The sequence below is a fragment of the Mycobacterium sp. RTGN6 genome (assembly GCF_033804605.1).
Lineage (GTDB): Bacteria > Actinomycetota > Actinomycetes > Mycobacteriales > Mycobacteriaceae > Mycobacterium.
In genome coordinates this window covers 143041-160499 of record NZ_JAPZKZ010000010.1, presented here as the reverse complement: position 1 = coordinate 160499, position 17459 = coordinate 143041, and the positions used below count along the sequence as shown (strand labels likewise).

Here is a 17459-nt window from a genome sequence, read left to right as displayed (position 1 = left end):
CTTGCCAGATTAGTGCCAGTTTGCGCGCGTGTTTTAACAAGCGCATACTTGTCTTTATGTGGAAGTGGACGCTGCTGGTGGTGATCACGGTCGCCGTCACCGTCCCACTGACCTGGCTCGGCGTCCCGTCGGCGGCGCTGTTCGCGGCCTTGATCGTGGGCATCGCGCTCGCCCTGCTCTCGTGGGCCCCGTCCGGGATGCCGCGCAAGGCGGGCGTCGCCGCGCAGGGCGTGCTGGGTGTGTACATCGGCACGATGGTGCACCGCGACGCGCTGTCGGCGCTGGGATCGGACTGGCCCATCGTGCTCGCCGTCGCCGTCTCGACACTGGTGCTCAGCATCCTGGCGGGCGCACTGCTCGGCATGCACCGCGACGTCACCCCGCTGACGGGAGCGCTGGCACTGGTGGCGGGTGGCGCCTCCGGCCTGGTCGCCATCGCCCGCGAACTCGGCGGAGACGACCGCACCGTCGCCGTGGTTCAGTATCTGAGGGTCGCGCTCATCACCGCGTCGATGCCCGTGGTCGTCACCCTCGTGTACCACGCCGAGAAGACCTCCAACGCACCGGTGACCGTGCAAAACGGTTCCGCTCCTTGGTATCTCAGCGTCGCGATGCTGGCCGTCATCGTGCTCGTCGGCGCCACCGGCGGGCGGCTGATCCGGTTGCCTGGCGCCGGTCTGCTGGGTCCGATGGCCATCACGATCGCGCTCGAGCTGACCGGTTTCTCGTTCGGACTGTGGGTGCCCATGGTGCTGGTGCAACTGGGCTACGCGGTGATCGGCTGGCAAGCGGGCGTCGCGTTCACCCGCGAGTCGGTGCGTGCCATCGGGCGGGCCCTGCCCGCCGCACTCGGGCTCATCGTCTTCCTGAACGTCGCATGCGCGGGCCTCGGCGTGCTGCTGGCCCACGTCGCGGGGCTCAGCCCGCTCGAGGGCTACCTCGCGACCAGCCCCGGCGGCATCTACGCGGTGCTCGCCACCGCCGTCGAGACCGGGTCGAACGTCACGTTCATCATCGCCGCGCAGGTGGTGCGGGTGCTGCTGATGCTGTTCGCCGCGCCACTGATGGCCCGCGGGTTCGCGGCGCTCACCGTTCGCGTCGGCAGGCGCAGGGCCTACAGCCGCGCCAGCACCTCGGCCAGCAGGGAACCCATCCGCGTCGCCGACTGACGGCCCGCCTCCAGCACCTCGGCGTGACTCAGCGGCTGGCCCGTCATGCCCGCCGCCAGATTCGTCACCAGCGACACGCCCATCACCTCGGCCCCCGCGGCGCGGGCCGCGATGGTCTCGTGCACGGTCGACATGCCGACCAGGTCGGCGCCCAGCGTGCGCAGCATCCGGATCTCGGCGGGCGTCTCATAGTGCGGTCCGGGCAGTCCCGCGTAGACGCCTTCGTCCAGGTTGGCGTCGACGTCGCGGGCCAGCGACCTCAGCCGTGGCGAGTACGCGTCGACCAGGTCGACGAACTGCGCCCCAACCAGCGGCGAGCGCGCCGTCAGGTTGAGGTGGTCGGCGATCAGCACGGGCTGGCCGACGGTGAAGTCGTCGCGCAACCCGCCCGCCGCGTTGGTCAGCACCACCGTCCGCACGCCTGCCGCGCACGCGGTGCGCACGGGGTGCACGACGTGAAGCAGGTCGTGGCCTTCGTAGGCGTGGATGCGGCCGACGAGCACCAGGACCTGCTTGTCGCCGACTGGGAGTACCAGCACCTGTCCGCCGTGACCGGCCGCCGTGGGCGGCGTGAACCCAGGAAGGTCGGCCATCGCGACGACGTGGGCGGGGGTGCCGAGTTCGGCGACGGCAGGCGCCCAGCCCGACCCGAGCACGACGGCCACGTCGAACCGGTCGATGCCGGTGCGTTCGCGCAGTGCCAAGGCGGCTTCGTCGGCGAGGTCCTGCGGATCGGTCACGAGCAAGCAGCCTACGTCGGGGCGTTGAGTGAGTAACCAGTGCGACGTAGTGCGAGTGACGATGACCACCAGCGCTATCTCAACGCAACATCGGCCGGGTGAGATACTTCGAAGATGTCCGTAACCGCGTCCGCGACCGTCGAGGAAGCGGTGATGCGCAGGCGCGGCGACTTGATCGAGCTTTCCCACTCGATACACGCCGAGCCGGAACTGGCCTTCGACGAACACCGCAGCTGCGCAAAGACGCAAGCGCTGGTCGCCGAACGCGGTTTCGAGATCGCCGCAGCCCCCGGCGGATTGGACACCGCATTCCGGGCCACATACGGCAGCGGACCTCTGGTCATCGGGATCTGCGCCGAGTACGACGCATTGCCCGGCATCGGACACGCCTGCGGGCACAACATCATCGCGGCGTCGGCGGTGGGGACGGCGCTGGCGTTGGCCGACGTCGCCGACGAACTCGGCCTCACCGTCGTGCTGCTCGGTACCCCCGCCGAGGAAGCCGGCGGCGGAAAGGTGTTGCTACTCAACGCAGGTGCGTTCGACGACGTGGCCGCCACGGTGATGCTGCACGCGGGGCCGCTCGACATCGCCCGCGCGCGCTCATTGGCGCTATCCCAGGTGGCGGTCAGCTACACCGGTCGCGAAGCGCACGCCGCCGTCGCGCCGTATCTGGGGCTCAACGCCGCCGACGCCATCACCGTCGCGCAGGTGGCCATCGGCCTGCTGCGCCAACAGATGGAACCGGGGCACATGGCGCACGGCATCGTCACCGACGGCGGACAGGCCACCAACGTCATCCCCGGGCACGCGCGGATGGAGTACACGATGCGCGCCAACGACGCCGAATCGCTGCGCACCCTCGAGGACCGGATGGCCAACTGCTTCCTCGCAGGTGCGATCGCGACGGGCTGCGACTACACCGTTGCCGAAACCGAACCGGCCTACCACGAACTGAACCCCGACACGTGGCTCGCCGAGACGTTCCGCAGCGAGCTGGTGCGAATGGGCCGCACGCCCGTCGGCGTCGACGTGGAGGCGCTGCTGCCGCTTGGCAGCACCGACATGGGCAACGTCACGCAGGTCATGCCTGGCATCCATCCGATCGTCGGGATCGACGCGAACGGGGCGTCGGTGCACCAGCCCGGATTCGCCGCCGCAGCCGCCGGGCCCAGCGCCGACAAGGCCGTCGTCGAAGGGGCGATCATGCTGGCCCGCACGGTGGTCAGCCTGGCCGAGACACCCGCCGAACGTAAGCGCGTGCTGGACCTGCACGCACGCCGGGTGGCGTCATGAGCCTGCACGAGTACACCGAGGCATGGCTGGGCGCACACCACGACGAGCTAGTGGCCTGGCGCAGGCACATCCACGCGCATCCGGAGTTGGGTCGGCAGGAGTTCGCGACCACCCAGTTCGTCGCGTCGCACCTGGCCGACGCCGGGCTGAACCCCAAGGTGCTGCCCGGTGGGACGGGGCTGACCTGCGACATCGGTCCCGAGCACGGGCCGCGAGTGGCGCTGCGGGCGGACATGGACGCCCTCCCGATGGCCGAGCGCACTGGCGCGCCGTACGCGTCGGTGGTGCCCAACGTGGCGCACGCCTGCGGGCACGACGGCCACACCGCGGTGCTGCTCGGCGCGGCCCTGGCGTTGGCATCCGTACCTGAACTGCCCGTCGGCGTGCGCCTGATCTTCCAGCCCGCGGAAGAACTCATGCCCGGCGGCGCGATCGACGCGGTGGCCGCGGGCGCGCTGACCGGGGTGTCGCGCATCTTCGCGTTGCACTGCGATCCGCGGCTCGAGGTCGGCAAGGTGGCCATCAAGGCGGGCCCGATCACGTCGGCGGCCGACCAGGTGGAGATCACGATGCTCTCGCCCGGTGGGCACACCTCGCGACCACATCTGACCGGTGACCTGGTGTACGCGCTGGGCACGTTGATCACCGGGGTACCCGGGGTGTTGTCGCGGCGGGTCGACCCGCGCATGAGCACCGTCATGGTGTGGGGTGCGGTCAACGCGGGCGTTGCCGCAAATGCCATTCCTCAGGCCGGCACGCTGGCGGGCACCATTAGGACCGCCAGCCGGGAAGCCTGGGTCGGCATGGAGGACCTTGTCGGCGAGATCGTCGCGTCGCTGTTGGCGCCGCTGAGCGTGGAGTACAGCGTGCAGTACCGCCGCGGGGTGCCGCCGGTGGTCAACGAGGAGGTCTCGACGCGCATCCTCACCCACGCCATCGAGGCGGTGGGCGCCGACGTGCTGACGGACACGTACCAGTCGGGCGGCGGCGAGGACTTCTCCTGGTACCTCGAAGAGGTCCCCGGCGCCATGGCACGCCTTGGCGTGTGGTCTGGCCACGGCCCCCAGCTGGATTTGCACCAGCCGACGTTCGACCTCGACGAGCGCGCGTTGGCGGTGGGGGTGCGGGTATTGGTGAACGCGGTCGAGCACTCCGCGGGGCTCTGACTCGCGATTTCGGCGCGCTTTTCGCCCCTCAGTAGGGCAAAAGCGCGCCCAAATCGCTAGGTTCCCGGTCCGATGTTGCTCGCCGGCCGCGTCCGAAGGTCGTGCACGTATTCGGCTGGGGCACCGGCGATTTCGGCGGCGTCGGCCATCACACCGAGATAGCGCGCCGACGGGATGCCGCCCTCCCACGCATCGATGACGTACAGCCACGCCAGCACCGGATCGGTGTCGGTGTCCGACGACTCGCGGTGCACGCGGCACCGGATCTTCGTGTGGATGCCGAGCTCCGAACCCTCCCAGCGGTCGAGGTTGGCCTCGTCGCCCTCGGTCATGTCGTAGAGCACGACGAACACCTTCGAGTCCGGGTCCTCGACCAGAGTGGCCAGGGCGCCCTCCCAGCCGATGTCCTCGCCACCGAACGTGAGTCGCCAGCCGTGGATCCACCCCGTCCCCGCCATCGGCGAATGGGGTGCACGCTGCAACATCTGCTCCGGATGCATGTTCGATCCGTAGGCGGCGTAGATCGGCACGGGGGCAAGCGTAAGGCCTCGCCTCGTGACCAGGCGGGCAACCAACGGGTTAGGTCGGTCACCCGGGCGAGTGAAGCGACGGGGAATGGCACGACCGCTAAGTTATGGACGTGGTTACCCGCATCGTGATCATCGGCGGCGGTCCCGCAGGCTACGAGGCCGCGTTGGTCGCGGCAGGCCGCGGACCGGACGTCGCACAAGTCACCGTCGTCGACTCCGACGGCATCGGTGGCGCGTGCGTGCTGTTCGACTGCGTGCCGTCCAAGACGCTGATCGCGTCGTCGGGCGTGCGCACCGAACTGCGGCGCGCCGACGGCCTCGGCTTCGACATCGCCATCGAGGACGCCAAGATCTCGCTGACGCAGATCAACAACCGGGTGAAGACGCTGGCCAGGTCGCAGTCGGCCGATATCGGCAGCCAGCTGCTGCGCGAGGGCGTCAGCGTCGTGCAGGGCCGCGGCGAACTGGTCGACGACGTGCCCGGCATGGCGCACCACCGGGTGAAGGTCACCACCTTCGACGGCAAGGTCGGCGTGTTGAAGGCCGACGTCGTGCTGATCGCCACCGGCGCGAGCCCACGCGTGCTGCCATCCGCGGTGCCCGACGGCGAGCGCATCCTGAACTGGCGCCAGCTGTACGACCTCACCGAGTTGCCCGAGCATCTGATCATCGTCGGATCCGGTGTGACGGGCGCGGAGTTCTGCAACGCCTATACCGAGCTCGGGGTCAAGGTCACCGTGGTGGCCAGCCGCGACCAGATCCTCCCGCACGAGGACTCCGACGCCGCCGCGGTGCTCGAGGAGGCATTCACCGAGCGTGGCGTGTCGCTGGTCAAGAACGCGCGGGCCGATTCGGTGACCCGTACCGCCGACGGGGTCCGGGTGACGATTGCCGACGGTCGCGTCGTCGACGGCAGCCACGCGCTGATGACGGTCGGCTCGGTGCCCAACACGTCCGGACTGGGGCTGGAGAAGGTTGGCATCGAACTCGGGCCGGGGAATTACCTTCCGGTGGACCGGGTTTCGCGTACCACCGCGGCGGGTATCTACGCCGCGGGGGACTGCACCGGCTTGCTTCTGCTGGCGTCGGTGGCCGCCATGCAGGGCCGCATCGCGATGTACCACGCGCTTGGCGAAGGGGTATCACCCATCCGGCTGCGCACCGTCGCCGCCGCGGTGTTCACCCGACCCGAGATCGCCGCCGTCGGCGTGCCGCAGACCAAGATCGACGACGGCTCGGTGCCCGCGCGCACGCTGATGCTGCCGCTGACCACCAACGCCAGGGCCAAGATGTCGCTGCTGCGGCGCGGCTTCGTCAAGATCTTCTGCCGCCCCGCCACGGGCGTCGTCATCGGCGGCGTGGTGGTCGCTCCGATCGCGTCGGAGTTGATCTTGCCGATCGCGCTCGCGGTGCAGAACAACATCTCGGTGACCGATTTGGCTCAGACGCTGTCGGTGTACCCGTCGCTGTCGGGCTCGACCGTCGAGGCGGCTCGTCGGTTGATGGCGCACGACGATCTGGACTGAGGACGGTTAGGCTCGCAGGGGCAGCGGCTACCGACGAGTAACCCGAGGAGTCCTTGGCGTGAGTGACCCGATCCCCGGTCCGGGCAACGGGCAGACCCTGCTCGGCCCTGCGCAGCGGGCGGCCGCCTGGGAGCGACTGGGCAGCGAGCAGTTCGACGTCGTCGTCATCGGCGGTGGCGTCGTCGGTGCCGGCGCGGCGCTCGACGCGGCCACCCGCGGGCTCAAGGTCGCCCTCGTCGAGGCTCGCGACTACGCGTCGGGCACGTCGAGCCGGTCGTCGAAGATGTTCCACGGCGGGCTGCGCTACCTCGAACAGCTGGAGTTCGGGCTGGTGCGCGAGGCGCTGCACGAACGCGAGTTGTCGCTGACGACGCTGGCGCCGCATCTGGTCAAGCCGTTGCCGTTCCTGTTCCCGCTGACCAAGCGCTGGTGGGAACGGCCCTACGTCGCGGCGGGCATCTTCCTCTACGACCAGCTCGGCGGCGCGAAATCGGTTCCCGCGCAGAAGCATTTCTTCAAGGCGGGTGCACTGCGCCTGGCGCCTGGGCTCAAGCGCAGTTCGCTGATCGGCGGTATCCGGTACTACGACACCGTCGTCGACGACGCGCGGCACACGATGACCGTCGCGCGCACCGCGGCGCACTACGGCGCGGTCGTCCGCACGTCGACCCAGGTCGTCGCCCTGCTGCGCGAGGGCGATCGCGTGACTGGCGTGAAGGTCCGTGACTCCGAGAACGGGGAAGTGACCGAGGTGCACGGGCACGTCGTGGTCAACGCCACCGGCGTGTGGACCGACGAGATTCAGGCGCTGTCCAAGCAGCGTGGCCGGTTTCGGGTGCGCGCGTCCAAGGGCGTGCACATCGTGGTGCCGCGTGATCGTGTCGTCAGCGAGGTGGCGATCATCCTGCGCACCGAGAAGTCGGTGCTGTTCGTCATCCCTTGGGGCACGCACTGGATCATCGGCACCACCGACACCGACTGGAACCTCGACCTGGCGCATCCGGCGGCGACGAAGGCCGACATCGACTACATCCTCGAAACCGTCAACACCGTGCTGGCCACCCCGCTGACGCATGACGACATCGACGGGGTGTACGCCGGGCTGCGGCCGCTGCTGGCAGGGGAGAGCGAGGAGACCTCCAAGCTGTCGCGCGAGCACGCCGTCGCCGTCCCAGCCCCGGGATTGGTCGCGATCGCGGGCGGCAAGTACACCACCTACCGAGTGATGGGCGAGGACGCCATCGACGCGGCCGCGGAGTACGTCCCGACCCGGGTCGCGCCGTCGATCACCGAGAAGGTGCCGCTGATGGGCGCCGACGGATACTTCGCGCTGATCAACCAGACCGAGCACGTCGGCGCCCACTACGGCTTGCACCCCTACCGGGTCCGCCATCTGTTGGATCGTTACGGGTCCCTCATCGGTGAGGTGTTGGAGATGGCCGAGGGCAGGCCGGAACTGCTGACCCCGATCACGACGGCGCCGGTCTACCTGAAGGTCGAGGCGTGGTACGCCGCGGCGGCCGAGGGTGCGCTGCACCTCGAGGACATCCTGGCGCGACGGATGCGGGTCGCCATCGAGTATCCGCATCGTGGCGTCGATTGCGCGCGTGAGGTCGCGGAAGTCGTTGCGCCGGTTCTGGGTTGGAGTGCCGAGGACATCGACCGCGAGGTGTCGACGTACATCGCCCGGGTCGAGGCGGAGGTGCAGTCGCAGGCCCAACCCGACGACGAGTCCGCCGACGCATTGCGCGCGGCGGCTCCAGAAGCCCGCGCCGAGATCCTCGAACCAGTACCACTCAATTGAACCGGACCGCGCCGCTGCCCGACCGCGACGGTGTCGGTCCGGCGCGGGTGCGGTTGCGGGGCGGCGCAGTGTTGGTGGAGCTGGCGGATCGGTTCGGCGAGGCCGCCGCTAGCAAGGTGCTCAACGGCGAGGTAGTCGCCGCCGACGGCAGCGTCGTCACGGCTTCGACTGTGTTGCAACCGAACTCGTATGTCTACCTCTACCGTGACCTGCCCGACGAGGTGCCCGTCCCGTTCGACGTCCCGATCCTGTACCGCGACGACGACATCGTCGTGGTGGACAAGCCGCACTTCCTGGCCACCATGCCGCGTGGCGGGCACGTCGCGCAGACGGCATTGGTGCGGCTGCGGCGCTCGCTCGAGCTCCCCGAACTCAGCCCCGCGCACCGGCTCGATCGGCTGACGGCGGGGGTGCTGTTGTTCACGATGCGGCGTGAACTGCGGGGGGCGTATCAGACGATGTTCGCGCGGGGCGAGGTGCACAAGACGTATCTGGCGCGGGCGGGTGTCGACCCAGCGCTGGAGTTTCCACTGACGCTGCGCAGCCGGATCATCAAGGAGCGCAGCCGCTTACAGGCGTTCGAGGAGGCCGGCGAGCCGAACGCGGAGACGCTGATCGAACACCTCGGTGACGGCCTCTACCGCTTGACGCCCCGTACCGGGCGCACCCACCAGCTGCGGGTGCACATGGCGTCGCTGGGCCTGCCGATCGTCAACGATTCGTTGTATCCCAACGTGCTTGACGTGGCGCCCGACGACTTCACGCAGCCGCTGCAACTGTTGGCGCAAAGTCTCGAGTTCGAGGATCCCGTCAGACGGAAGCTCCGCGTATTCACCAGCGAACGCACGTTGGCATCGTTGGCTGGTTGAGCTAGCCGTCCACGGCGCCACTTATCCCCGCCGCGCGGTCAAATCGCAGGAACGATGTTGATCACGTAAACCTTGCCGTCGCTGCCTGTGACGTAAGCCCTCGTGCCGGCTGTATTTATCACCACGGCTGTCGGAATAACACCGACAGGGAGGGAGATCGGGTTGGTGCCGGCGGCTGGGCTGGTATCGATAAATTGGTTGGTGGTGGTGTCAAAGACGGCCACATTCCCGTTGCTGCTGGTGAGGTAGGCTCGGTTGCCCTTGACAGCGATCGCTCTCCGGGCGCCGGCTGTCCCGTTCGACGCGACGATATCAGTCCCTGCCAGGCTGTTGTCCAAAGCCACGACGAACACACCGCCAAATGAACCATCGGAAAAAGTCACGTATGCACGGTCAGTTGCGGTGTCGATCGCAATTGCGTTGAATTCACCGACGGTGATGTTGGCAGTGCCGGCCGCTGCGGGGAGGTTGGCTTGGTTACCTCCAGTGCCGTAGGCCGAAATTCCCGACGTGGATCCGGCCGGAGCGTCGGAGTTCACGACATACAGCCGCCCGCCGTTGTTGTCGCCGATCGCTAGCGAGACCGGCTTGTTGATGTTGGTGGTGATCGCACCAATGTTGTTGTATGTGTCCAAAGCGGGATTCGCGTTGGTAGTCGCGTTGATCACCGTCACCGAGCCGGTACCAACCGCCGGGTTGTTCGCCACGTAGATCCTGTTGCCATCTACTGCGATGTCTACCGGGTTGTCTCCGACGGCAATTGTGGTCACCGGCGCATAGGTGTCGGTTCGGTAGACCCGCAGTGTGCCCGCACCAGTGGTCGCATCCTTACTAGCCACATAGAGGCGGCTACCAGTTGCATTGACCGCCACCGCCTGTGGAATCTGATTGGCGGGAAGGGCGATGGGATCGATTGCGCCGGTGGACGTGTTCGTGTCGATCACGGCGTTGGTCGCGGTGTTGATCACCGAGACAGTGCCGTCGGGGTTGGCGATGTATCCCTTCCCGTCGCTCGCCAAGACGATGTCGTTGGGCGCGCCATGTCCGACGTTGATCACTGTTGAGATTTCGTGGTCATCGGCATTGTCATTGGCCACGGTGATGGTGACCAGTCCGGTGCTGTTGGAGGTGCCGTCGGTGACGGTGTAGTTGAAGGTGTCGGTGCCGAAGAAGTTCGGGTTGGGCGCGGTGTAGGTGTAGGTGCCGTTGGCGGCCATGTTGACTGTGCCGCCGGCGGTGGTGGGTAGCGCGGTACCGGTGGTGGTGACGGTGAGGGCTTCGCCGGGGCCGTCGACGTTGGCGGCGATGTCGTTGGTCAGCACGTTCCCGTTCACCGGGATTCCCTCGGGGGTGGAGTTGGTGTCGATGACCGCGGCGACGGGGTCCTCCACATCGGTGACGGTGATGGTGACCAGTCCGGTGCTGTTGGAGGTGCCGTCGGTGACGGTGTAGTTGAACGTGTCGGTGCCGAAGAAGTTCGGGTTGGGCGCGGTGTAGGTGTAGGTGCCGTTGGCGGCCATGTTGACGGTGCCGCCAGCGGTGGTGGGTAGCGCGGCGCCGGTGGTGGTGACGGTGAGGGCTTCGCCGGGGCCGTCGACGTTGGCGGCGATGTCGTTGGTCAGCACGTTGCCGGTGATCGGGGTGCCCTCGTTGCCGGCGGCGGTGTCGTTGACCGCGGCGACGGGGTCCTCCACATCGGTGACGGTGATGGTGACCAGTCCGACATCGGTGGAAGTGCCGTCGCTGACCGTGTACATAAACGTGTCGGTGCCGAAGAAGTTGGCGTTCGGGGGGGTGTAGATGTAGGCGCCGTTGAAGTTCATGCTGACGGTGCCGCCGGCGGTGGTGGGCAGCACGCCGGTGGTGGTGACGGTGAGGGTTTCGTCGGCGCCGTCGACGTTGGCGGCGCGGTCGTTGGTCAGCACGTTGCCGCCGCCGAAGCCGGTGCCCTCGGCGCCGGAGGCGGTGTCGTCGATGGCCACCACCGGGTCTTCGACGTCGGTGACGGTGAGCGAAACCAGTGCGGTGGTGGCGGATTCGGTGCCTGCGGTGTCGGCGACGGTGTAGGTGAAGGAGGCGGGGCCGGCGTAGTTGGTGGTGGGGGTGTAGGTGACGGTGCCGTCGCCGTTGAGCACGACCGAGCCGTGGGTGTCGGGCCCGGCGGTGACGGAGGCGACGTGCAGCACGTCGGGCACCGGGTTGGCCAGGTCGGGGTCGGTGTCGTTGCCGACCAGCTGCGCTGCGGAGAAGGTGCGGGAGCCGTCCTCGTTGACGTCGAAGACGCCGTCATCCACCGCGGTCGGCGCGTCGTTGCTATTGACCACGGTGAGCGAAACCACTGCGGTGGTGGCAGATTCGGTGCCTGCGGCGTCGGCGACGGTGTAGGTGAAGGTGGCGGGGCCGGCGTAGTTGGTGGTCGGGGTGTAGGTGACCGAGCCGTCGCCGTTGAGTACGACGGTGCCGTGGGTGTCGGCGGTGGTGTTGACCGAGGCGACGTGCAGCACGTCGGGCACCGGGTTGGCCAGATCCGGGTCGGTGTCGTTGCCGACCAGCTGCGCCGCGGAGAAGGTGCGCGAGCCGTCTTCGTCGACGTCGTAGGGGCCGTCGTCCACGGCGGTCGGCGCGTCATTGGAATTGATGACGTCGATGGTCACGGTGGCGGTGGTGGCGGATTCAGCATTGGCGGCGTCGGCGACGGTGTAGGTGAACGAAGCGGGGCCGGCGTAGTTGGTGGTCGGGGTGTAGGTGACCGTGCCGTCGCCGTTGAGCACCACACTGCCGTGGGTGTCGGGTCCACCGGTGACGGAGGCGACGTGCAGCACGTCGGCGGGGGTGTTGGCGAGGTCGGGGTCGGTGTCGTTGCCGACCAGTTGGGTTGCGGAGAAGGTGCGGGAGCCGTCTTCGTTGACGTCGAAGGGGCCGTCGTCGACGGCGGTCGGCGCGTCATTGGAGTTGACGACGGTCAGGGAAACCAGTGCGGTGTTGGCGGATTGGGTGCCCGCGGCGTCGGCGACGGTGTAGGTGAACGAAGCGGGGCCGGCGTAGTTGGTGGCCGGGGTGTAGGTGACCGTGCCGTCGCCGTTGAGCACCACACTGCCGTGGGTGTCGGCGGTGGGGGCCACGGAGGCGACGTGCAACACATCCGGTGTTGGGTTGGCGAGGTCGGGGTCGGTGTCGTTGCCGACCAGTTGGGTTGCGGAGAAGGTGCGGGAGCCGTCTTCGTTGACGTCGAAGGGGCCGTCGTCGACGGCGGTCGGCGCGTCATTGGAGTTGACGACGGTCAGGGAAACCAGTGCGGTGTTGGCGGATTGGGTGCCCGCGGCGTCGGCGACGATGTAGGTGAACGACGCGGGGCCGGCGTAGTTGGTGGCCGGGGTGTAGGTGACGGTGCCATCCCCGTTGAGCACCACACTGCCGTGGGTGTCGGCGGTGGCGGCCACGGAGGCGACGTGCAGCACGTCGGCAGGGGTGTTGGCGAGGTCGGGGTCGGTGTCGTTGCCGACCAGTTGGGTTGCGGAGAAGGTGCGGGAGCCGTCTTCGTTGACGTCGAAGGTGCCGTCGTCGACGGCGGTCGGCGCGTCATTGGAGTTGACGACGGTCAGGGAAACCACTGCGCTGTTGGCGGATTGGGTGCCCGCGGCGTCGGCGACGGTGTAGGTGAACGAGGCCGGGCCGGCGTAGTTGGTGGCCGGGGTGTAGGTGACGGTGCCATCCCCGTTGAGCACCACACTGCCGTGGGTGTTGGGTCCGGCGGTGACCGAGGCGACTTGCAGGGTGTCGCCGCTGGGGAAGTCGGGGTCGGTGTCGTTGCCGACCAGTTCGGCGGCGGTCAGGATCCGGGAGCCGTCCTCGGCCACTGCATACGGCCCGTCATCAACCGCGGTCGGTGCGTCATTGCTGTTGATGACGGTGAGCGAAACCACTGCGCTGTTGGCGGATTGGGTGCCCGCGGCATCGGCGACGGTGTAGTTGAAGCTGGCGGGGCCGGCGTAGTTGGTGGCCGGTGTGTAGGTGACGGTGCCGTCCCCGTTGAGCACCACACTGCCGTGGGTGTCGGGTCCGGCGGTGACCGACGCGACGTGCAGCACGTCGGCGGGGGTGTTGGCCAGGTCGGGGTCGGTGTCGTTGCCGACCAGTTGGGTTGCGGAGAAGGTCCGTGAGCCGTCTTCGTTGACGTCGTAGGTGCCGTCGTCGACGGCGGTCGGGGCGTCGTTGGAATTGATGACGCTCAGGCTGACGGTGGCGGTGTTGGCACTGGGGGTGCCCGCGGTGTCGGCGACGGTGTAAGTGAACGAGGCCGGGCCGGCGTAGTTGGTGGCCGGGGTGTAGGTGACCGTGCCATCCCCGTTGAGCACCACACTGCCGTGGGTGTCGGGTCCGGCGGTGACCGACGCGACGTGCAGCACGTCGGCGGGGGTGTTGGCTAGATCGGGGTCGGTGTCGTTGCCGACCAGTTGGGTTGCGGAGAAGGTCCGTGAGCCGTCTTCGTTGACGTCGAAGGTGCCGTCATCAACCGCGGTCGGCGCATCATTGGAATTGACGACGTTCAATGTGACTGTGGCCGAGCCGGATTCAGCATTGGCGGCATCGGCGGCGGTGTAGGTGAAGCTGGCGGGGCCGGCGTAGTTGGTGGCCGGCGTGTAGGTGACGGTGCCATCGCCGTTGAGCACCGCCGAGCCGTGGGTGTCGGCGGTGGCCGCCACCGAGGCGACGTGCAGCACGTCGGCGGGGGTGTTGGCCAGGTCGGGGTCGGTGTCGTTGCCGACCAGTTCGGCGGCGGTCAGGATCCGGGAGCCGTCCTCGGCCACCGTGAACGGGCCGTCGTCGACCGCGGTCGGCGCATCATTGCTGTTGATGACGTTCAATGTGACGGTGGCCGAGCCGGATTCAGCATTGGCGGCATCCGCGGCGGTGTAGGTGAAGCTGGCCGGGCCAGCGTAGTTGGTTGCCGGGGTGTAGGTGACGCTGCCGTCACCGTTGAGCACCACCGAACCGTGGGTGTTGGGTCCGGCGGTGACGGTGGCGACGTGCAGGATGTCGCCGCTGGGGAAGTCGGGGTCGGTGTCGTTGCCGACCAGTTGGGTTGCGGAGAAGGTCCGTGAGCCGTCTTCGTTGACGTCGAAGGTGCCGTCATCAACCGCGGTCGGCGCATCATTGGAATTGACGACGTTCAATGTGACTGTGGCCGAGCCGGATTCAGCATTGGCGGCATCGGCGGCGGTGTAGGTGAAGCTGGCGGGGCCGGCGTAGTTGGTGGCCGGCGTGTAGGTGACGGTGCCATCGCCGTTGAGCACCGCCGAGCCGTGGGTGTCGGCGGTGGCCGCCACCGAGGCGACGTGCAGCACGTCGGCGGGGGTGTTGGCCAGGTCGGGGTCGGTGTCGTTGCCGACCAGTTCGGCGGCGGTCAGGATCCGGGAGCCGTCCTCGGCCACCGTGAACGGGCCGTCGTCGACCGCGGTCGGCGCATCATTGCTGTTGATGACGTTCAATGTGACGGTGGCCGAGCCGGATTCAGCATTGGCGGCATCCGCGGCGGTGTAGGTGAAGCTGGCCGGGCCAGCGTAGTTGGTTGCCGGGGCGTAGGTGACGCTGCCGTCACCGTTGAGCACCACCGAACCGTGGGTGTTGGGTCCGGCGGTGACGGTGGCGACGTGCAGGATGTCGCCGCTGGGGAAGTCGGGGTCGGCGTCGTTGCCGAGCAGTTCGACCGCGGTCAAGATGCGGGAGCCGTCCTCGGCCACCGCGAACGGACCGTCGTCGACCGCGGTCGGGGGATCGTTGGTGGGGGTGACGTTGATGGTGACGGTGCCGGTGTCGGTGAGGGTGCCGTCGGAGACGGTGTAGTCGAAGGTGTCCACGCCGTTGAAGTTCGCGTCGGGCGTGTAGATGAACGATCCGTTGGGGTTGACGGTGACGCTGCCGTTGGACGGGTCGGTGGCACCGGTAACGGACAGCGGGTCCCCGTCGCCGTCGGTGTCGTCGGCCAGCACGCCGGGGGCCGTGACGGTGAGTGGCGTGTCCTCTTCGGTTTCGTATGAATCATCGCCTGCGACAGGAGCATCCGGTACGGCGGTGACCGTGATCGTCACGGTGCCGGCGTCGGTGAGGGTGCCGTCGGAGACGGTGTAGTCGAAGGTGTCCACGCCGTTGAAGTTTTCGTCGGGCGTATAGGTGAACGATCCGTTGGGGTTGACGGTGACGCTTCCGTTGGCCGGGTCGGTGGCACCCGTGACAGCGAGCGGGTCCCCGTCGGCATCGGTGTCGCCGGCCAGCACGCCGGGTGTGGCGATGTTCAGCAGGGTGTCCTCGGCGACGGTGTAGGCCTCGTCGTCGGCCACCGGAGCGTCGTTGACCGGGGTGACGGTGACGGTGACGGTCGCCGTGTCCTCGTGCCCGATGTCGTAGATCCCGCCCAAACCATGGAAGTGGGGCCTCGCCTCGTCGTCGGTGACGGTGTAGCTGAAGGTATCGGTGCCGTTGAAGTCGGCATCTGGGGTGTAGGTAAGGGTGCCGCTGGAGTTCTTCACCACGGTCCCGTGGGCGGGCTGGGTGAAGTCGGTGACCGTCAGGGCGTCAAAGTCGGCGTCGGTGTCGTTGCCCAGAACGTTGATCGTCGCAGACGTGTCCTCGTTGGTCGTGGCCGAGTTGTCGACCGCGTTGGGGGTCCGATTGAAGAAGCTCCGCCCAAGCTCTTGGCGAACGAACGCGAGTACGGCGAAGAGCATCGGGGGCGGTGCCGGAGTCGACGGGCCAGGCGTGAGGAACGGCGAAAGCAGTGCTGCCACGAACGTTGTCAAGACGTCGACCGATCGGGCGGGCAGGCTGGCCAGGGCTTGCTCGCCCGGCGTCGCGGTGGCGGCCGCAAGGTTCTGGACGGAGGCGAACCCCGGAGCGGTTGATGGCTGTCCGCCGGCCTGCGTGGCACCGAACGTGGTCAAGGTAGTCGTCTGCGCGCTCGAGCTCTCGCTGTTCTGGATGGTAAGTTGCCGCGCACTGCTGAGGTCCGTGACGCGGGCCTTCTTCGATGGCACGACATGGCCATCCGACGGACGAGGCTGGGGCGCTGGCGCCAGTTCGGGATTGGTCGGTGTCACCGGATCGGACGGCGTGACGGGATGGGCGGGTGGTCGTTCGACCTCGCCGGCGGGGATCTGATAGTCGGTGGAAGTCTGCTCGATTGGAGAGTCGGCGCCTGTAGTGGTGATGTTGGTCTCTGCGCCATCCGCCGACCGATGCTCGTCCTTCTGGTAGCCGCCCGAACTGCTGAAGTTCATGCCGGTATTGGGCGGGTCATTCGGTCCTGGTGCGGGATTGGGGTCGTCCGGATCATTCTTGGGTTCGGATACCACGGTCTGCGCAGTGACGGTGGCGACGGGACCCGGCTCCTCGGTGGTCGATGAGCCGGGTTTGCCGTCGGGCTTGGTTTCGGGCTGGTCGTTGACGGGTGAGCCCTGGCCCGTGTCATCGGCGTGGGCGACCGGCATGCCGAATCCGCTGGCGATCGCAGCGCCGACACCCAGTGCCACCGCCAGCGCGCCGACCCGACCGACGAACCGTGCATAACCACCACCAGCGCCCCCCAGTTTCGGAGCCTGGGTCAGCGTGAAGGTCGGGAACACGGCCTGCGGCTGGCACGTCCCAGCCACCTTGCGGTGGCGACTGGTGCTGCTACGGAGCTGACGGTTCGGTCGGACGGCCATGGCGATTCCCCTGCCCGCCACATCGTCGGCGACGACGTTCCCCTGGCGTATAGCAAACTATAGAGCGCCTGCTCCGTTGAACGTGAGCACTTCTGAAGGTTTCCCGTCATCGGGCTTTTCATCGATCGCCGGGCGGCTGACCAACTGTTTGGGATTTGCTGGCGAACGCAAGGACTTTGTTGCGTGGAGTCATACGCCGGTCGTTGACGTGCGTGATGTTGGAGCAGCGGCGATGGGTGGTCAACGGCTACCTAGTGCGCTCGACGCCTGTATCTGCAGTTTTATGCGCGTGCGTCAATCGAGCGATTGGGCGCGGCCGAAAGGGAGCGTATCCGGCCCGTGGTGAGCGAGGGGCGATGCACCCCGACGGTTGTTGTGACCAGTAGTTAGCCATATGCAAGTATTGGTGTAAGGGACCGGGGTTTGGTGCCGAAGGGCGAGTTCGCAAGTTTGTTCGTAACCGTCAATTACGTGTCCCTGCAGCAAATGTTGTTTCTCGAGGAGTTGTTGCCGAAGTCGTTGACCACCACCGTCGAATCGTCGAATGCCCGACACCGTTCCTGGCCTCCACTGGACAATCGAGGTGACGCGATCGTCGGCCGGACGGTGATCCGCGAATCCGAGGAGTCAACGTGACGCGATTGTGGACACGACTGGGG

Annotated in this window: 10 protein-coding genes; 7 read left to right on the top strand and 3 right to left on the bottom strand. The window is 67.6% G+C overall.

The genetic code is table 11. The annotated features are described in order from the left end of the window. The first annotated feature begins 56 nt into the window (after positions 1 to 56). On the top strand, positions 57 to 1169 hold the full coding sequence (locus SLQ33_RS24015) for an AbrB family transcriptional regulator (protein ID WP_319456387.1): 1113 nt from the start codon (positions 57 to 59) through the stop codon (positions 1167 to 1169). Here SLQ33_RS24015 and SLQ33_RS24010 read toward each other — a convergent pair. Next, on the bottom strand, positions 1115 to 1909 hold the full coding sequence (locus SLQ33_RS24010) for a purine-nucleoside phosphorylase (protein WP_319456386.1): 795 nt from the start codon (positions 1907 to 1909) through the stop codon (positions 1115 to 1117). The genes SLQ33_RS24015 and SLQ33_RS24010 overlap by 55 nt on opposite strands. Before the next feature lie 114 nt (positions 1910 to 2023). Here SLQ33_RS24010 and SLQ33_RS24005 point away from each other — a divergent pair, with 114 nt between their 5' ends. Together SLQ33_RS24005 and SLQ33_RS24000 are read left to right on the top strand one after the other, a co-directional pair. Continuing rightward, positions 2024 to 3205, top strand: a complete 1182-nt coding sequence (locus SLQ33_RS24005) for a M20 family metallopeptidase (protein ID WP_319456385.1) — start codon at positions 2024 to 2026, stop codon at positions 3203 to 3205. After that, positions 3202 to 4371 (top strand): amidohydrolase, encoded by a 1170-nt coding sequence (locus tag SLQ33_RS24000; RefSeq protein WP_319456384.1) that lies wholly within the window; start codon positions 3202 to 3204, stop codon positions 4369 to 4371. Before SLQ33_RS24005 ends, SLQ33_RS24000 begins: the two co-directional genes overlap by 4 nt. A 56-nt stretch (positions 4372 to 4427) precedes the next feature. Here SLQ33_RS24000 and SLQ33_RS23995 read toward each other — a convergent pair whose 3' ends face one another. Beyond that, entirely contained in the window at positions 4428 to 4901 is a 474-nt protein-coding gene (locus SLQ33_RS23995) for a gamma-glutamylcyclotransferase (RefSeq protein WP_319456383.1), read from the bottom strand. A 110-nt stretch (positions 4902 to 5011) separates the two neighbouring features. On the opposite strand from SLQ33_RS23995, the gene SLQ33_RS23990 reads away from it, so the two are divergent. The 3 genes from SLQ33_RS23990 to SLQ33_RS23980 are packed head-to-tail and all read left to right on the top strand — an operon-like array spanning position 5012 to position 9100. Continuing rightward, on the top strand, positions 5012 to 6427 hold the full coding sequence (locus tag SLQ33_RS23990; RefSeq protein WP_319456382.1) for an NAD(P)H-quinone dehydrogenase: 1416 nt from the start codon (positions 5012 to 5014) through the stop codon (positions 6425 to 6427). 58 nt (positions 6428 to 6485) lie between these two features. Beyond that, complete coding sequence (locus SLQ33_RS23985; RefSeq protein ID WP_319456381.1) at positions 6486 to 8231, top strand: glycerol-3-phosphate dehydrogenase/oxidase; 1746 nt, start codon at positions 6486 to 6488, stop codon at positions 8229 to 8231. Continuing rightward, positions 8228 to 9100 (top strand): pseudouridine synthase, encoded by an 873-nt coding sequence (locus SLQ33_RS23980; protein WP_319456380.1) that lies wholly within the window; start codon positions 8228 to 8230, stop codon positions 9098 to 9100. The genes SLQ33_RS23985 and SLQ33_RS23980 overlap by 4 nt, the downstream gene beginning before the upstream one ends. 38 nt (positions 9101 to 9138) lie before the next feature. Here SLQ33_RS23980 and SLQ33_RS23975 read toward each other — a convergent pair whose 3' ends face one another. Continuing rightward, a complete protein-coding gene (locus SLQ33_RS23975; RefSeq protein ID WP_319456379.1) occupies positions 9139 to 16800 on the bottom strand; it encodes a cadherin-like domain-containing protein in 7662 nt (2553 codons plus the stop codon). 471 nt (positions 16801 to 17271) lie between these two features. Between SLQ33_RS23975 and SLQ33_RS23970 the strand changes: the two genes are divergently transcribed. Continuing rightward, positions 17272 to 17436, top strand: coding sequence for a hypothetical protein (locus tag SLQ33_RS23970; RefSeq protein ID WP_319456378.1), 165 nt, complete (start codon positions 17272 to 17274; stop codon positions 17434 to 17436). The last annotated feature ends 23 nt before the right edge of the window (positions 17437 to 17459 follow it).